This window comes from Vibrio sp. B181a, assembly GCF_030248375.1.
In the GTDB taxonomy this organism is placed as follows: Bacteria; Pseudomonadota; Gammaproteobacteria; order Enterobacterales; family Vibrionaceae; genus Vibrio; species Vibrio campbellii.
On the sequence record NZ_JAHGAD010000002.1, the window covers coordinates 83,890 to 98,629 of the forward strand.

The 14,740-nt window shown below is 44.7% G+C and carries 13 protein-coding genes and 1 tRNA gene; 11 read left to right on the forward strand and 3 right to left on the reverse strand.

The window, feature by feature from the left end; translation table 11 throughout:
- Nucleotides 1-12: 12 nt before the first annotated feature.
- On the reverse strand, nucleotides 13-1,521 hold the full coding sequence (pepA, locus tag KIO97_RS01020) for a leucyl aminopeptidase (protein ID WP_005432840.1): 1,509 nt from the start codon (nucleotides 1,519-1,521) through the stop codon (nucleotides 13-15).
- 200 nt (nucleotides 1,522-1,721) lie between these two features.
- On the opposite strand from pepA, the gene lptF reads away from it, so the two are divergent.
- On the forward strand, nucleotides 1,722-2,822 hold the full coding sequence (lptF, locus tag KIO97_RS01025; protein WP_005432848.1) for an LPS export ABC transporter permease LptF: 1,101 nt from the start codon (nucleotides 1,722-1,724) through the stop codon (nucleotides 2,820-2,822).
- A gap of 3 nt (nucleotides 2,823-2,825) precedes the next feature.
- Nucleotides 2,826-3,896, forward strand: coding sequence for an LPS export ABC transporter permease LptG (lptG, locus tag KIO97_RS01030; protein ID WP_005432857.1), 1,071 nt, complete (start codon nucleotides 2,826-2,828; stop codon nucleotides 3,894-3,896).
- A 73-nt stretch (nucleotides 3,897-3,969) separates the two neighbouring features.
- Here lptG and KIO97_RS01035 read toward each other — a convergent pair whose 3' ends face one another.
- The gene (locus KIO97_RS01035) at nucleotides 3,970-4,449 is read right to left on the reverse strand and encodes an RDD family protein (protein ID WP_005432836.1); all 480 of its coding nucleotides are present in this window, start codon (nucleotides 4,447-4,449) and stop codon (nucleotides 3,970-3,972) included.
- 236 nt (nucleotides 4,450-4,685) lie between these two features.
- Between KIO97_RS01035 and KIO97_RS01040 the strand changes: the two genes are divergently transcribed.
- Nucleotides 4,686-5,351, forward strand: coding sequence for an SDR family NAD(P)-dependent oxidoreductase (locus KIO97_RS01040; protein ID WP_285380549.1), 666 nt, complete (start codon nucleotides 4,686-4,688; stop codon nucleotides 5,349-5,351).
- A 177-nt stretch (nucleotides 5,352-5,528) separates the two neighbouring features.
- Nucleotides 5,529-5,613 (forward strand) — tRNA-Leu (locus KIO97_RS01045).
- 465 nt (nucleotides 5,614-6,078) lie between these two features.
- Here KIO97_RS01045 and cod read toward each other — a convergent pair.
- Nucleotides 6,079-7,362: a chitin oligosaccharide deacetylase gene (gene cod / locus KIO97_RS01050; protein WP_285380551.1), complete on the reverse strand. Its 1,284-nt coding sequence runs from the start codon at nucleotides 7,360-7,362 to the stop codon at nucleotides 6,079-6,081.
- A 248-nt stretch (nucleotides 7,363-7,610) separates the two neighbouring features.
- On the opposite strand from cod, the gene KIO97_RS01055 reads away from it, so the two are divergent.
- From KIO97_RS01055 to KIO97_RS01085, 7 genes are all read left to right on the forward strand, one after another.
- Entirely contained in the window at nucleotides 7,611-7,916 is a 306-nt protein-coding gene (locus tag KIO97_RS01055) for a PTS sugar transporter subunit IIB (protein ID WP_274290812.1), read from the forward strand.
- An 88-nt stretch (nucleotides 7,917-8,004) separates the two neighbouring features.
- A complete protein-coding gene (locus KIO97_RS01060) occupies nucleotides 8,005-9,339 on the forward strand; it encodes a PTS sugar transporter subunit IIC (protein WP_010450374.1) in 1,335 nt (444 codons plus the stop codon).
- A gap of 47 nt (nucleotides 9,340-9,386) precedes the next feature.
- The gene (locus tag KIO97_RS01065) at nucleotides 9,387-9,698 is read left to right on the forward strand and encodes a PTS lactose/cellobiose transporter subunit IIA (protein ID WP_005432874.1); all 312 of its coding nucleotides are present in this window, start codon (nucleotides 9,387-9,389) and stop codon (nucleotides 9,696-9,698) included.
- Between the two features lie 10 nt (nucleotides 9,699-9,708).
- Nucleotides 9,709-11,031, forward strand: coding sequence for a 6-phospho-beta-glucosidase (locus KIO97_RS01070; protein ID WP_285380555.1), 1,323 nt, complete (start codon nucleotides 9,709-9,711; stop codon nucleotides 11,029-11,031).
- Nucleotides 11,032-11,048: 17 nt separating this feature from the next.
- Entirely contained in the window at nucleotides 11,049-11,804 is a 756-nt protein-coding gene (chbG, locus tag KIO97_RS01075) for a chitin disaccharide deacetylase (RefSeq protein ID WP_050905274.1), read from the forward strand.
- A gap of 105 nt (nucleotides 11,805-11,909) precedes the next feature.
- Nucleotides 11,910-12,908, forward strand: coding sequence for a LacI family DNA-binding transcriptional regulator (locus KIO97_RS01080; protein WP_285380557.1), 999 nt, complete (start codon nucleotides 11,910-11,912; stop codon nucleotides 12,906-12,908).
- A gap of 141 nt (nucleotides 12,909-13,049) precedes the next feature.
- A complete protein-coding gene (locus KIO97_RS01085; RefSeq protein WP_285380558.1) occupies nucleotides 13,050-14,300 on the forward strand; it encodes an HD-GYP domain-containing protein in 1,251 nt (416 codons plus the stop codon).
- Nucleotides 14,301-14,740: the final 440 nt, after the last annotated feature.

Here is a 14,740-nt window from a genome sequence, read left to right on the forward strand (position 1 = left end):
GTCGTTCAGAAATTACTCTTCTGTCTCTTGGCCGCTGCGGTTCAAAAGGAATTGGACAAGCATTGAGACAGGACGGCCCGTTGAGCCTTTCGCTGCGCCTGATTTCCACGCAGTACCTGCGATATCGACGTGTGCCCAGTTGTACTTTTTAGCAAACTTAGACAGGAAGCAACCCGCAGTGATAGTACCAGCAGGACGACCACCGATGTTTGCCATATCAGCAAATGGGCTCTTCAACTGCTCGTGGTACTCGTCTGCCATTGGTAGACGCCATGCACGGTCACTCGCTTGCTCAGAAGCGTTTACTAGCTCATGAGAAAGTGGGTTGTGGTTAGAGATTACGCCGCTGATGTGGTGGCCTAGTGCGATAACACAAGCACCCGTTAGCGTTGCAACATCTACTACGCAGTCTGGTTCGAAACGCTCTACGTAAGTCAGTGCGTCACAAAGAACAAGACGACCTTCTGCATCCGTGTTTAGAACTTCTACGGTTTGACCAGACATGGTTGTTAGGATGTCACCTGGACGGTAAGCGTTGCTGCCTGGCATGTTTTCACAGCCTGCTAGAACACCAATAACGTTGATTGGTAGGTTTAGCTTCGCTAGCGCTTTCATTGTACCGAATACAGACGCAGCACCACACATGTCGTACTTCATCTCATCCATACCTTCACCAGGTTTTAGAGAGATACCGCCTGAATCGAACGTCAGACCTTTACCGACAAGTACGATAGGTTTTGCTTCTGACTCTGGGTTACCTTTGTATTCGATAATAGACATCATTGATTCGTTCTTCGAACCACGACCTACTGCTAGGTAAGATGTCATGCCCAGTTTTTCCATCTCTTGCTCACCAATGATCTTGGTGGTTACTGTTTCGTAATCGTCAGCAAGGCGACGTGCTTGAGAAGCAAGGTACGCTGGGTTTGCGATGTTTGGTGGCATGTTGCCAAGATCTTTTGATGCTTTCACACCAGATGCGATAGCTAGACCGTGAGTGATTGCTTTCTCACCTAGGTTTAGTTCACGACGCGTTGGTACGTTGAATACTAGCTTACGCAGTGGACGACGAGTTTCTGGCTTAACGCTCTTGAACTGATCGAATGTGTAAAGACCATCTTTAGTCGCTTCTACTGCCTGACGAACTTTCCAGTAAGTATCGCGACCCTTAACGTGAAGTTCAGTTAGGAAACATACTGCTTCCATAGAACCTGTTTCGTTAAGTGTGCTGATCGTCTTTTGAATGATTTCCTTGTACTGGCGCTCGCCTAGCTCACGTTCTTTACCACAACCTACAAGTAGAACGCGCTCTGACAAAACACCTGGTACTTGATGCAGTAGCAGCATCTGACCAGGTTTACCCTCTAGATCACCACGGCGAAGTAGTGAACTGATGTAACCGTCACTGATTTTATCAAGTTGCTCGGCTACTGGAGAAAGGCGACGTGGTTCAAACACACCAACAACGATACATGCGCTACGTTGTTTCTCTGGACTGCCACTTTTAACACTGAACTCCATGCGTACTCCTACATCCTGAAGACAAATTGCTCTAAATGTTAGATAATGATCGCTTACTTGTTGAATTTAAGCTCAGGTCTTACCAACAGAGCTGATTTAAGCGCTAACATCTAGTTTATAATTTTTAAAAAAATAAATGGTTCAACGGGAAACTATAGTGATTCGACCAAAAAAACAAGTTTTGTATAGGTAATTTCAGCGTGATTATTGTTAGATATTTGATCCGCGAAACACTCAAGAGCCAATTTGCGATTTTCTTCGTGCTTTTTTTGGTGTTTTTGAGCCAGAAGTTTATCAGTGTTCTCGCTGATGCTTCGGACGGGGATATTCCTGCTGGATTAATTTTCTCAGTGGTTGGTTTAAACATGCCAGCAATGGGACTATTAATGCTGCCATTGAGTTTGTACATCGGCATATTGATCACATTTGGTCGCCTATATGCGGAAAGTGAAATCGTGGTGATGAACGCGACAGGCATCGGGAACAAGTTCTTGGTGCAGGCTGCGTTGTACTTAGCGATCATTACCTCTGGTGTGGCGGCGTTTAACGCATTATGGCTATCACCTTGGTCGCAAGACCGCGTAGAGCAACTTTACGAACAAGTTGCTGCTGAAAATAGCGTAGACCTACTTAAAAAAGGTCAGTTCCAAGGAACACCTGACGGTTCTTCAGTTGTGTTCATTGATGACATCAAAGACAGCACGCTAAGTAATGTGTTTGTCGCACAGATGCGCCCTCGTGACTCTATCTTACCAAGCGTAATGTTTTCTTCTTCTGGTGAAGTAAAAGAACTGTCGGATGGTCGCCAGATCATCACTATGCACGAAGGTACGCGCTATGAAGGTGTGCCGACTCGCGTTGAATACATGATCACCAAGTTCGATCAATACGAAGGTTTGATTGGTCAACGTGAAGTGAAGCAAAAAGGGCGTGACTGGGAAGCGTATCCAACGGCCGATTTGATTGGTCATCCAGATCCAGAAGCGCAAGCTGAGCTGCAATGGCGTATTTCGCTATTTGTATGTATCCCGCTTTTGACCATGCTGGTGATTCCATTGTCGGCGGTGAACCCACGTCAGGGGCGTTTCGCTAAAATGGGACCGGCTATTTTGATTTACTTAGCGTACTTCCTTGCCATCAGTGCAACGAAGTCCGCGTTAGAGGATGGTGCGATTCCTGCTGCCATTGGTATGTGGCCAATCAATGCGATGTTGTTGATTGTCGCTATCTTGGCAAACATGATGGACAGTGTTCCGGTTCGACGAATGAAAGACAAATTCCGCAAGAAGAGGCTCGCGTAAGCTGTGTTTAAACTCTTAGACCTTTACATCGGTAGAACGATCATCTCTACCACTGCCTTAGTTCTGGCGACCTTCGTTGGCTTGTCGGGCATCATCAAATACGTAGAGCAGTTGCGTAAAGTAGGCCGTGGTGCTTACGACTTAATGCATGCGCTTTACTTTGTATTGCTGAGTATTCCTCGCGATATCGAAATGTTCTTCCCAATGGCCGCGCTGCTGGGGGCCTTGATTGGCTTGGGCATGCTGGCATCAAGCTCTGAACTTGTGGTTATGCAAGCGGCGGGTTTCTCTAAGTTGGATATCGGTTTATCAGTGCTTAAGACCGCGGTGCCATTGATGCTTATCGTCATGACGTTGGGTCAGTGGGGCGCACCTGAAGCGCAAAAGATGGCGCGTGACCTGCGTGCGTTTGCTTTGTCTGGTGGTAGTATCGTATCTGTGCGGGCAGGGGTATGGGCTCGTGATGCCAATGACTTCATCTTTATCGGAAAAGTGGAAGATGACAAACTCTACGGTTTGAACATGTGGCGTTTCGATGAAGATAAGAAACTAGATAAAGTCATCTTTGCTGAAGAAGTGGATTACCAGCAAGACAACAACTGGTTGATGCGTTACGTACAAGTCACGGATATGGAGAATGAGAACGTCATTACCAAGCGTGACGTAGAGCAGATGGAATGGCACACCTCGCTCGCGCCAGATAAGCTTGCGGTTGTGACGGTGAAGCCAGAAGAGCTTTCTCTAAGCGGTTTGTATGACTACGTGACCTATTTGAAAGCTTCAGAGCAAGACGCCTCACGCTATGAGCTGGCATTTTGGCGCAAGCTTTCTCAGCCACTTTCCATCGCGGTAATGATGCTGATGGCGCTGTCCTTTGTATTCGGACCATTGCGTAGCGTGACCATGGGAGCAAGGGTGCTTTCGGGGGTAGTTGCAGGTTTTACCTTCTACATATCCAGTGAGTTCTTTGGGCCGCTAACCTTGGTATACGGCATTCCGCCTGTATTCGGTGCATTAGCCCCTAGCTTGGTGTTCCTAGCAATCGCGGTATCTTTGCTAAGAAGAAAACTGTAGGCTTTCAAAAGCGAAAAACATAAAAAAGGAAGGCACTGTGCCTTCCTTTTTCTATTCTGCTTTTGTTGCTTCGCTATTTTGCTTTCGGTAAGACAACAACTTCGGTTTTTGCCCAAATATCGTGGAAACCACGTTTTTGTGGGTCAATTGGCACCGTTAAGTTTGCCAAGCCGAAGCCAGATGTCGCTAAGCGAATTAGTGCCTGAGTAATCGTAATTGGTGCGCCATCTTTACTGTTACGAATCTGCATTTTCCAAGCTCGCATACCCAAGGTTTGGCCCGCGCGAGTCCAGAAGAACACAAAGAAGTAGATCCACACCACTGCAAGATACAGTGTAAATAGTGGGCTTAATACTGGATGCTTTCCTAGCATGTCTGCTGCATCCACATATTCTCCGTAGCTCAACAAGCCTGCCGCGTTAAGCGCAAAAACAATCGCCATTACTACGCCTGCAGCCATCATCTCAATCGCGAGGATAATCAGTGTGTCGTAAAACAACGCTGCGAGTCGACGGAAAAAGCCTGCTGGTGGAAGAGTTGTAGAAGTAGTCATAGTTCCATCACTTACCTTTAAAATTGTGCGTCAGAATATAGATTCCATCAGCTTGTGAAAAGAGAGCTAACGCACAGAGTCTCTAATTACGGGCAAATCACAAGTGCTTTATCGCTAATCAGCCACTCAACAAAGCAATCGAGTTCAAACTTCCTACCATGCAACCTGTGAAAGCCCCAAACATGGGTTACCTTGCTTAGAAAACAAGATTACGAATGATGTAATAGAGGTGCAAGATGATAGTAATTACAGGCGCAAGCAGTGGCTTAGGAGCACAGCTCGCTAAGTTGTATGATGCCCAAGGCGAAGAAACACTGTTAACTGGCCGCAGCGAAAAGAAGTTAAATACGCTTGCTCAACACCTCTCAAGTAAAGCTCAGGTGCGAAGTTGTGATCTGATCGACGCATCGCAAGTGGAGAATTTATTTGATGAGTTACCTCAAGCGCCTACTACCGTGATTCATTGTGCGGGAAGTGGTTATTTTGGTTTGTTGACCGAGCAAGACCCGCAAGAGATTCAAAAGCTGATTGAAAACAATCTCACCTCCGCAATTCATGTCCTAAAAGAGTTGGTAAAGCGTTATCAAGAGCAGCCTGTAAATGTTGTGATGGTAATGTCGACAGCGGCACAACAGCCAAAGGCACAAGAATCGACTTATTGTGCGGTGAAGTGGGCAGTTAAAGGTTTGATTGAGTCCGTTCGTATGGAGTTAAAAGGTAAACCAATGAAAATTATTGCCGTATATCCAGGTGGCATGGCAACCGAGTTTTGGGAAACGAGTGGTAAGTCATTAGATACGAGCAGCTTTATGAGTGCCGGTGATGCGGCGCAAATGATCCATGGTGCGCTATCTAATATTGGTAATGGTTACGTTTCGGATATTACCGTTAATCGTTTATAGGGCTTAATGGTTGGTGTTATAACAAAGTGAAATGGCAGACTGAGCTAAGATGAGATCTCCTTTGTCACACTTTGTGGCGAAATTATCAGCAAACGATAGTTATTTAAGGTTTTTCTGCTTGCGCAGGTCAAAAGCTTCCGTATAATGCCAACCATCAAAGGGCAATAGCCCAGAGATGCCGGTGTGGTGAAATTGGTATACACGACGGATTCAAAATCCGTTGCCTTCGGGCGTGGCGGTTCAAGTCCGCCCACCGGTACCATATTCCAAGACAAAGCCTCGACGAAAGTCGGGGCTTTGTTGTATCTGAGGTTTGTGAATTCAAATCCAGCGTGGCGGCAGGAGTGCCTGTCCAATCAAGTCGCCCACCGGCACCATACATAGAAAGGTCGCTTTTATAGCGGCCTTTCGTCGTTTTGGGCGTTTGAAAATAGCAGAAGAATGTTAGTTAGCGTTGCTTTCGCGGTGGCGGCAGGAATGCCTGTCCAATCAAGTCCGCCCACCGGTACCATATTTTAAGACAGAGCCTCGACGAAAGTCGGGGCTTTGTTGTATCTGAGGTTTGTGAATTCAAATCCAGCGTGGCGACAGGAGTGCCTGTCCAATCAAATCAGCCTACCGATATCATATGTTTAAGGCAGATCCTCGACGTTATGATTTCTCAAAATAAAAAAAGCGCGAGGGGTATGCCTCGCGCAAACTACTACATGGTGATAGTAGGAACAGCCTATAGAGCTGTGAACAAGGTGTTCTGAGTGCTTGGAGTCCAATCCGCTTGCGATACGTGTGGTACGTTGACTAGGTAGCGGATACCTTGGTAAGTCACGACATCACCAGCTTCATAAGCAACGTTTAGTGTCCAGTTAGTTGCAGGATCGGCATTTGTCCAAAGGCTAGTTGTTGAAGACGGTGCCCAATCCTGTTGTGCGACGTGCGTTGTAACCGCTTTATAAACAGTACCTGAATGCGTTACGTAATCACCAGCAACGTATGCCTGGCCAACTTGCCAAACTGGTGTGTAGTTATCCATGGTATCGAAAATGTATCCTGCTTCTTTTGCGATTTGGATAAACGTAGCCAGCTTCGGTAAGTTTTTGGTTGCTCCCATGCCGCGTTTGCCATCTTCGAATAAGAACTCATGTGTTAACACGATAACTTTGTCTGCGTGTAGCGGAGTACCACAAGGGAATTCCTGCGCTTTGGAGTTGATAGGATTGATCGTTGTTGGCGCACAACTGTTAAGAGCGGCGTCGACATAGCCTAGGAAAGGTTCTGCTTCCGTCAAACTGTTTGCTGGCATTGCAATGCCCCAGTTCTCCGGTGCCCAGTCGAGATCCCACCCATGAGTTTGATAGCCTTTATTCGCAAGAATATTTTGTACTTCAATGGAAGCTTTTACACTGTTTGATGGATTATCGGTGTCACACACATAGCCTGGTTCCCAAGGCTTTAGATCGTCAGAAGTTGCACACAAGCCATCCGCTTTGAAGTTCTTTGTTACACGCCAACCATTGGTGTAAGGCAATCGTGCAAACTCTTCACCGCGATAGTTTGGATAACTGTTGATATTCGGCAAGTATCTTTCCAACACTGCTAAGTTCTCGGCAAACGTCCCCGCATCATAAACAGGATCTTGGTAAGAGTTGATTTGATGATCGCCGGTTGCATTACACTCAGCACCGCTGTTTGGGCCAAATTCTTCGACACAGTTATGGATCATGTGGGCATAACTATGGTTAGCAACGATATGCCCAGTGTCTAGAGCAAGTTTAAGTGCTTCTAAAGCACGATCCTCATTCTCATCTCCAATGCCGTCCAAGTGCCAAGCGTTAAAGTAGAAAGTACCTTTAACTCCTTGTTGATTAAGCACATTAATAACGTCGATAGACGCATTAATCGGGCCGTCATCAAAGGTCAAATAAATGGTGCCTTTGGGTGCTTCTTGGGCATAAGAGAATTGAGATAGCGCAGAGCCTAAAAGTGTAACCATAGCCAGTTTTGTTAATTTCATTTTCTATTCCTTTGTTGAAATTAATTATGACATTGTCAGTAGTGAAATATTGATAGTTATAAATGTAATTAAATGATTTTTGTTATTTTGTTGGCTTTTATCCTAGACCTAATTAATTAATAAAAAATAGGCCGTATTTTCCAAAATGGGATTTGGTTCACGAACAATGCAACCGGTTGCGCTTTTTTGCGTTGGTTATTTTTGCTACAGTTTTTGTAGATTGAAATTTACACAACGGGAGTAAGGCTATGAAAAAAATCCTTTTATGCTGTAGTGCTGGTATGTCGACCAGTATGCTAGTAAGGAAAATGGAGCAAGCTGCTGAAAAGCAAGGGCTTGAGTGCAAGATTGATGCGTTATCGGTCAACGCATTTGATGAAGCGATCAAAGAGTACGATGTGTGTTTGCTTGGTCCTCAGGTGCGATTCCAACTAGAAGAACTGCGTAAAACCGCACAAGAGCACGGCAAAAATATTGATGCTATTTCTCCACAAGCTTATGGAATGATGAAAGGGGAAGAAGTATTACAACAAGCATTAGAACTGATTAACTAATTCAATAACTTTAAATAGAAAGAAGAATATCCACTAAATATAAATATTTGGTGCGGGATTCTTTTGTCTAAAAATAAGGATGGACTCTATGAAGCTTTATGATGCGATTATAGGAATAGTCGAAAAGCATATAGCCCCGATTGCGGCAAAAGTGGGAAATCAACCCCATGTTAGAGCAATGAGAGACGGATTTATTGTGGCAATGCCGTTTATTATTGTTGGTAGTTTTATCTTAATTTTTGCTTTCCCACCATTTGCTGAAGACACCACATTTACACTCGGGCGAGTCTGGTTAGACTTCGCCACCACACATTTCGATACCATTATGATGCCCTTTAATATGTCGATGGGGATCATGACTATATTTGTCTCGCTTGGGGTTGCCTATAGCTTAGCCAAAGCGTACAAAATGGATGGGATCACCAGCGCGGTATTATCACTGATGAGCTTCCTTTTGGTTGCTGCTCCAGCTAAAGATGGCGCACTAGCTATGAAGCACATGGGCGGTACCGGAATCTTTACCGCGGTAATGTGTGCCTTCTTTGCGGTTGAGCTCTACCGCTTTATGAAAAAGCACAACATTACGATCCGCATGCCAGAGCAAGTACCACCTGCAATCGCTCGTTCTTTCGAGGTCCTTTTGCCAGTACTCGCTATATTCCTAACCTTGTATCCGCTGAGTATTTTTGTTCAAACTCAATATGACATGCTGATCCCTGATGCGGTGATGGCAATGTTCAAGCCACTGATCAGTGCATCGAATACCTTACCTGCAATCATTGGTGCATTGCTGGTGTGTCAGCTACTTTGGTTTGCTGGTATTCACGGTGCGGCGATTGTGGTGGGTCTTCTATCGCCAATCTTCCTTACCAACATCAGCGCTAACATTGATGCGTTTGTTGCGGGTCAACCAATTCCAAACGTATTTACTCAACCATTCTGGGATTTCTATATCTTTATTGGTGGTTCGGGCGCAACACTTGCGCTAGTGATGCTGATGTCATTTAGCCGTTCCGCGCACCTTAAGAGTATCGGCCGAATGAGTGCTGTGCCGGGTTTCTTCCAAATCAATGAACCTGTGATTTTTGGTAGCCCAGTAGTAATGAACCCAATCCTGTTTATTCCCTTTGTATTTGCGCCAATCGTTAACGCAACTATTGCTTACTTTGCAGTACAGCTTGGCTTTGTGGGCATGGGGGTTGCGACTACACCTTGGACAACGCCTGCATTGATTGGTGCTTCATGGGGTAGTGGTTGGACGTTCTCACCTGTGCTGTTGGTGATTGGCCTACTGATTCTTGACCTCTTTATTTATCTGCCGTTCTTCAAGATGTTTGAGAAGCAGGTGATGGAACAAGAGTTACCTACGAGCAAAGAAAGTAAGGATGCTGAACAGCCATCTGGCGAAGGCGTGACTGCTTAATAGTAATTGGGCTGTCACATGGCAGCCCATGTTTCTGGAGAGAAAAGATGGAACAAGAATTAGTCGTAATGGAAATTATCTGTAATGCAGGTGAAGCCAGAAGTTTGAGCTATGAGGCATTGCGTTTATCGAGAGAGAAGGATTTTTCAGCCGCAGAGGAAAAGCTTTCTCAAGCAAGAGAGTGCATCAACAAAGCCCACCTGATTCAAACCCAACTAATTGAAGAAGATCAGGGTGAAGGCAAAGTGCCAATGACCTTGGTGATGGTACACGCTCAAGATCATTTGATGACGACCATCTTAGCGCAAGAAATGGCAGTGGAAATTGTCGCGTTGAATAAGCAGTTAGCAGAAAAATAAGGACGTCGCTATGCCAAGAAATGCAATCAAACTCGCCATTATTGGTGGTGGTAGTAGTTATACTCCAGAGCTTGTTGAGGGCGTAATAAAACGCTTGGAGTTCTTGCCTGTAAAGCAAATGCACTTTGTGGATATTGAGTCTGGCGCAGAGAAATTGGAGATCATTAAAGGCTTAGCACAACGAATGGTCGACAAGGCAGGGGCGGATATTGAAATCAAAGCGAGCTTTGATCGCCGAGATGCGATTAAAGACGCTGATTTTGTTATGACTCAGTTCCGCGTTGGTGGCTTGGCTGCGCGATCGAATGATGAGCGCATTCCGATTAAATATGACGTTATAGGTCAGGAAACAACAGGGCCGGGTGGCTTTGCCAAAGCGCTGCGTACTATTCCGGTTATTCTTGATATTTGTAAAGACATTGAAGAGCTAGCGCCTAATGCGTGGATGCTCAACTTTACTAACCCTGCAGGTTTGGTATCAGAAGCGGTCAGTAAATACACCAACGTAAAGAGCATTGGTTTGTGTAACGTTCCGGTGTCTATGGAAATGATGATTGCTGAAATGATGGATTGCGAGCCGAAAGAGCTTCAACTTGAGTTTGCAGGTTTAAATCATCTTGTTTGGGTATTGAAAGCGTGGCTTAAAGGCAAAGACATTACTCAAACCGTACTGGAGAAAGTTGGGGATGGCGCTAACTTCAGTATGAAGAATATCTGGGAAGAACCGTGGGATCCGGCATTTCTTAAAGCGCTTGGAGCAATTCCTTGCCCTTATCATCGTTACTTCTATCAAACCGATGCGATGTTAGCAGAAGAAAAGCAGAGTGCAGGTGAGCAAGGCACGCGAGCAGAGCAAGTTATGGCGACAGAGAGTGCTCTATTTAAGCTGTATCAAGACCCGAATTTAGACCACAAACCAAAAGAGTTGGAAGAGCGAGGCGGTGCCTATTACTCAGATGCGTCATTAAACCTCGTCGACTCAATTTATAACAACCGTAACAGTATCCACGTAGTGAACGTGTTAAACAATGGGGCTATCAATGGCTTACCTGATGATGCAGTGATCGAGTGTAGTGCTGTAATTGGAAGTTGGGGAGCGAAGCCACTTGCGGTTGGTGAGCTATCAAGCAATATCAAAGGCTTACTTCATCAAGTTAAAGCTTATGAGCAACTCGCTATCGAAGCAGCAGTTGAAGGAAGCTACGACAAAGCACTAATGGCGTTAACCAATAACCCACTTGTTCCAGATATTGGTCGAGCCAAGTCCATATTGGATGAGATCTTAGCAGTGAACGCCCCTTATCTACCTCAATTCAAATTAACAACGTTATAGAGCGAGGAGACACGCCAATGAAAGTAATTTTTAATGCCGATGATTTTGGTTTAACTCCCGGTGTGAATAAAGGCATTGTTAAAGCCCATCAACAAGGAGTGGTTCGTTCAACCACTATGATGGTGGGGATGGATGCTGAAGAACATGCCGTGGAATTAGCAAAGCAAAATCCGAACTTAAAGATTGGCGTGCATTTGCGTTTTACTGCAGGTGCCCCGGTAACAGGGCACCTGAATCTTACCAATGGTCAAACGCAGTTTGTTAGTTACGATGAGCTATGGAAGAAACAAGATTTCGAAGAAGAGGTGGTTTACCAAGAGGCAATCGCTCAAGTCGAGGCATTTCTAAAATTGGGATTGTCTCTGAGTCATTTAGATAGCCATCACCATGCGCATACACACCCACAGTTGCTTCCTGTGATTCGCAAAGTTGCTCAGAAATATAAAGTGCCTTTGCGCGGCAGCGGCTTGTGCCATACAGAGAGTAAGGTGAAGTACTACTTTACCGATGAGTTTTATGATCAAGGAGTTAGTTTGGATGGCATCATGAAGCATTTGTTGAGCTTGAAAGCTAAATATGATGTGGTTGAAGTGATGTGTCATCCGGCTGAGGCGGATCAATCCTTATTATTGAAAAGTAGCTATGCCTTGCAAAGAGAGCTGGAACTTCAAGTGCTGACTTCTCCAATACTGAATCAAGAATTTGCTCAGCATGGTATGACAGTCACGGATTACTCGGCTCTCATTTCTTCAAGTAAAGTCGTCAGTGTATGATTAAGGCTGTCAGCATCGACCCCTATACACCTTACGATTTGCTGGCAGCCACTTTTTTGTATTATCACCACGAATAAAACATAAGTAGTTGGATCTAGTTGTATTATGGCAAGGATAAAAGATGTAGCCGAACTTGCGGGAGTAAACCGTTCCACCGTGTCTCGCATTATTAATGGGGAAGGTAAGTTCCGCGATGAGACGAGAAAGAAAGTTGAAGCTGCTATGGCGGAGCTTAACTATCGCCCAAGCGCTATTGCTCGTTCACTGGCGACTTCATCTAGTAACATGGTCGGCCTCTTGGTTACTTACTACACGGGTGGATTCTTTGGTGAGATGATGGAACAAGTGCAGACCGAATTGGACATGCATAAGAAATTTCTGATTACTGCGCAAGGTCACCACTCTGCTGACGGGGAACGAGAAGCTATCCAACGCTTTAATGACCTACGTTGCGATGGCTACGTGCTGCACAGTCGTTACCTATCTGATGATCACTTGCGAGAACTTGCAAAGCAACCAACGCCATTTGTGTTGCTCGATCGTTATGTCGAGGGTATTGAAGAGCGCTGCGTTACCTTCAATCATCATCATGCTAGCCGAATTGCTGTCGAGCACTTAATCGCTGGTGGTCATAAAAATATTGCCTGTATCACAGGCCCCTCTCAGCGTCATAACAGTTTATTGAGAAAGCTCGGCTATGTTGATGCGATGAAAACTGCTGGTATTGATATAGACGAGAGCTGGTGTGAAGAAGGTAATTACGGACGTCAAAGTGGCTACGACGCAATGGCCGCTATTTATCACCGACATCCTGAAGTGACGGCTGTGTTTTCATGTAGTGAAGAGATGACGGTCGGAGCAATGCAGTTCTTGCATGAAAAACGCATATCAGTACCAGAGCAAATCTCATTAGTAAGTTTCGATAGTGTGGACCTATGTGAAAGTCTCTACCCTACGGTATCAGCTGTTCATTTTCCTATCAGTGATATGGCAAGAGTCGCTGTACAAACGTTAATGAGTTTAATTAAAGACCAGCAATTACATACCAAGCCAGTATTTGAAGCGGAACTAAAACTTCGTAAAGCAGACCGCACACTTTCCTAACTCTATTTCTAACTCCACTCTGTGCAAGTTTGTTGATGGCATGCACAGAGCTGCTTTATTCACTCCCCTTATTGATGAATTCATTTACAAAATCTACTAGTATTAGATGCTTATCATCAAAGTCTTATCAGCAGTGGAACAGTGGCAGCAATTAAACTTACAGTGGATCGTATTCAGCCCGGATTACATATCCGTCTTCCGCTAAAGTGGAACGATCACCCGTTTCTACTCAACAGCTTCAAAATTAAAGACCAAGAACAAGTGGAGATGATCCGTCATCTTGGCGTGAAGTTCGTATATTTTAATCCAGATCAAAGCGATGCCTCCCCTTTACCGGCGAATCAACCTCAAGTAGAAGTAAAGCAAGTTCATGCGTTAGATCTTGAAGCGCAAAAACTATGGCAAGAAAAACAAAAGCGAATTGAAAAGTTGAGTGCTTATCGTCGTCGCGTCATCCAATGCGAAAAAGAATTCGAACGCTCGCTTGCTCGCATGCGTTCAGTTATGACCAAGATTCGCAACCGTCCTGCTGATGCAGTAGGGGAAGCGAAGCAACTCATCGACGATATCGTTGAGAAGTTAATGTGTGATGACAATGTGACTCTTCATTTGATGAACGGAAAGAATGAATTTGAAGATATCTATTTCCATTCTCTCAACGTTGCTGTCATTGCGATGATGATTGGGCGAGCGAAGGGTTACTCTGCAGAGCAACTCAAAGCGCTTTCTTTTGCGGCTTTGTTCCATGATATGGGCAAAATCAAAATTCCAACAGCCATATTAAGGAAGCAAGTTCCCCTCAGTGAACCTGAAAGCAACTATCTAAAGCTGCACACCAAGTATGGCTTAGATATGGCTAATCAGATTGAAGGCTTTCCAGAAAGTGCAAAGACGGTAATAGTGCAGCATCACGAGCTTCGTGATGGCTCGGGTTACCCTGAAGGCCTAAAAGGAGATGAGATTGATGAACTTGCACAAGTGATTATTGTAGCTAACGCTTTTGATAATCTGTGCCATACCCCGGTTGCTGCTGAGCAAAAAATCCCATATACGGCACTTTCCCACTTATATAAGAACTGCAAACACCTATATAAAGAAGAGAACCTTAATATCTTAATTAAGTTTATGGGGGTGTTCCCTCCAGGGACTGTGGTTCAGCTTTCTAATAATATGGTGGGTTTGGTTATCTCAGTGAATGCATCTCATCTATTGTTTCCGAATGTGCTGGTCTACGATCCAGCGGTTCCCAGAACTCAAGCGCCAATTATCGACCTTGCATCAAAGGATATAAAGATAGTTAATGCGATTCATCCATCTAAATTGCCGGAAAAAATCAAAGATTACCTCAATCCGCGTTCACGCATTTCTTACTTCTTCGATAGTGACGAGTAGTTATCCACAGCTTTTTGTGGGTAAATTGTAGAGATCCTGAGTGTTATTTCTGGGTAATTTTAAGGTTGGATGGAAAGTATCCATTTGGCATGTTTTTTTAGAAAAAATGCATTTTTAGTATTGCCAAAGAAAATCTTCTCCCTATAATGCGCATCCATCGACACGGCAGACGCCATAAGGCTTCAGCAGAGTCGGAGAGGTAAAAAGCTTCTACGAAAAATTAGTTGAAAAAAGTGTTTGACACTCTCAATTATCTCGCTAGAATGCACCTCCGCTTTGAGAGAAAAACTTCTTGATAAGCAAGCTCTTTAAAAATATAGACCTATCAATCTGTGTGGGCACTCGTTGATGATAATCCAATTAGAAGCTTCGGCTTCAAATTAGGTTTCAATGATACGAAGTGACCATTGAGTCGAAAGACTCAGCACAGTCAATTCAAA

Bases quoted from the DNA above. Each gene is read 5' to 3' on its own strand.
- pepA (WP_005432840.1), bottom strand. From the start codon at position 1,521: ATGGAGTTCAGTGTTAAAAGTGGCAGTCCAGAGAAACAACGTAGCGCA.
- KIO97_RS01035 (WP_005432836.1), bottom strand. From the start codon at position 4,449: ATGACTACTTCTACAACTCTTCCACCAGCAGGCTTTTTCCGTCGACTC.
- KIO97_RS01040 (WP_285380549.1), top strand. From the start codon at position 4,686: ATGATAGTAATTACAGGCGCAAGCAGTGGCTTAGGAGCACAGCTCGCT.
- cod (WP_285380551.1), bottom strand. From the start codon at position 7,362: ATGAAATTAACAAAACTGGCTATGGTTACACTTTTAGGCTCTGCGCTA.
- KIO97_RS01055 (WP_274290812.1), top strand. From the start codon at position 7,611: ATGAAAAAAATCCTTTTATGCTGTAGTGCTGGTATGTCGACCAGTATG.
- KIO97_RS01060 (WP_010450374.1), top strand. From the start codon at position 8,005: ATGAAGCTTTATGATGCGATTATAGGAATAGTCGAAAAGCATATAGCC.
- KIO97_RS01065 (WP_005432874.1), top strand. From the start codon at position 9,387: ATGGAACAAGAATTAGTCGTAATGGAAATTATCTGTAATGCAGGTGAA.
- KIO97_RS01070 (WP_285380555.1), top strand. From the start codon at position 9,709: ATGCCAAGAAATGCAATCAAACTCGCCATTATTGGTGGTGGTAGTAGT.
- chbG (WP_050905274.1), top strand. From the start codon at position 11,049: ATGAAAGTAATTTTTAATGCCGATGATTTTGGTTTAACTCCCGGTGTG.
- KIO97_RS01080 (WP_285380557.1), top strand. From the start codon at position 11,910: ATGGCAAGGATAAAAGATGTAGCCGAACTTGCGGGAGTAAACCGTTCC.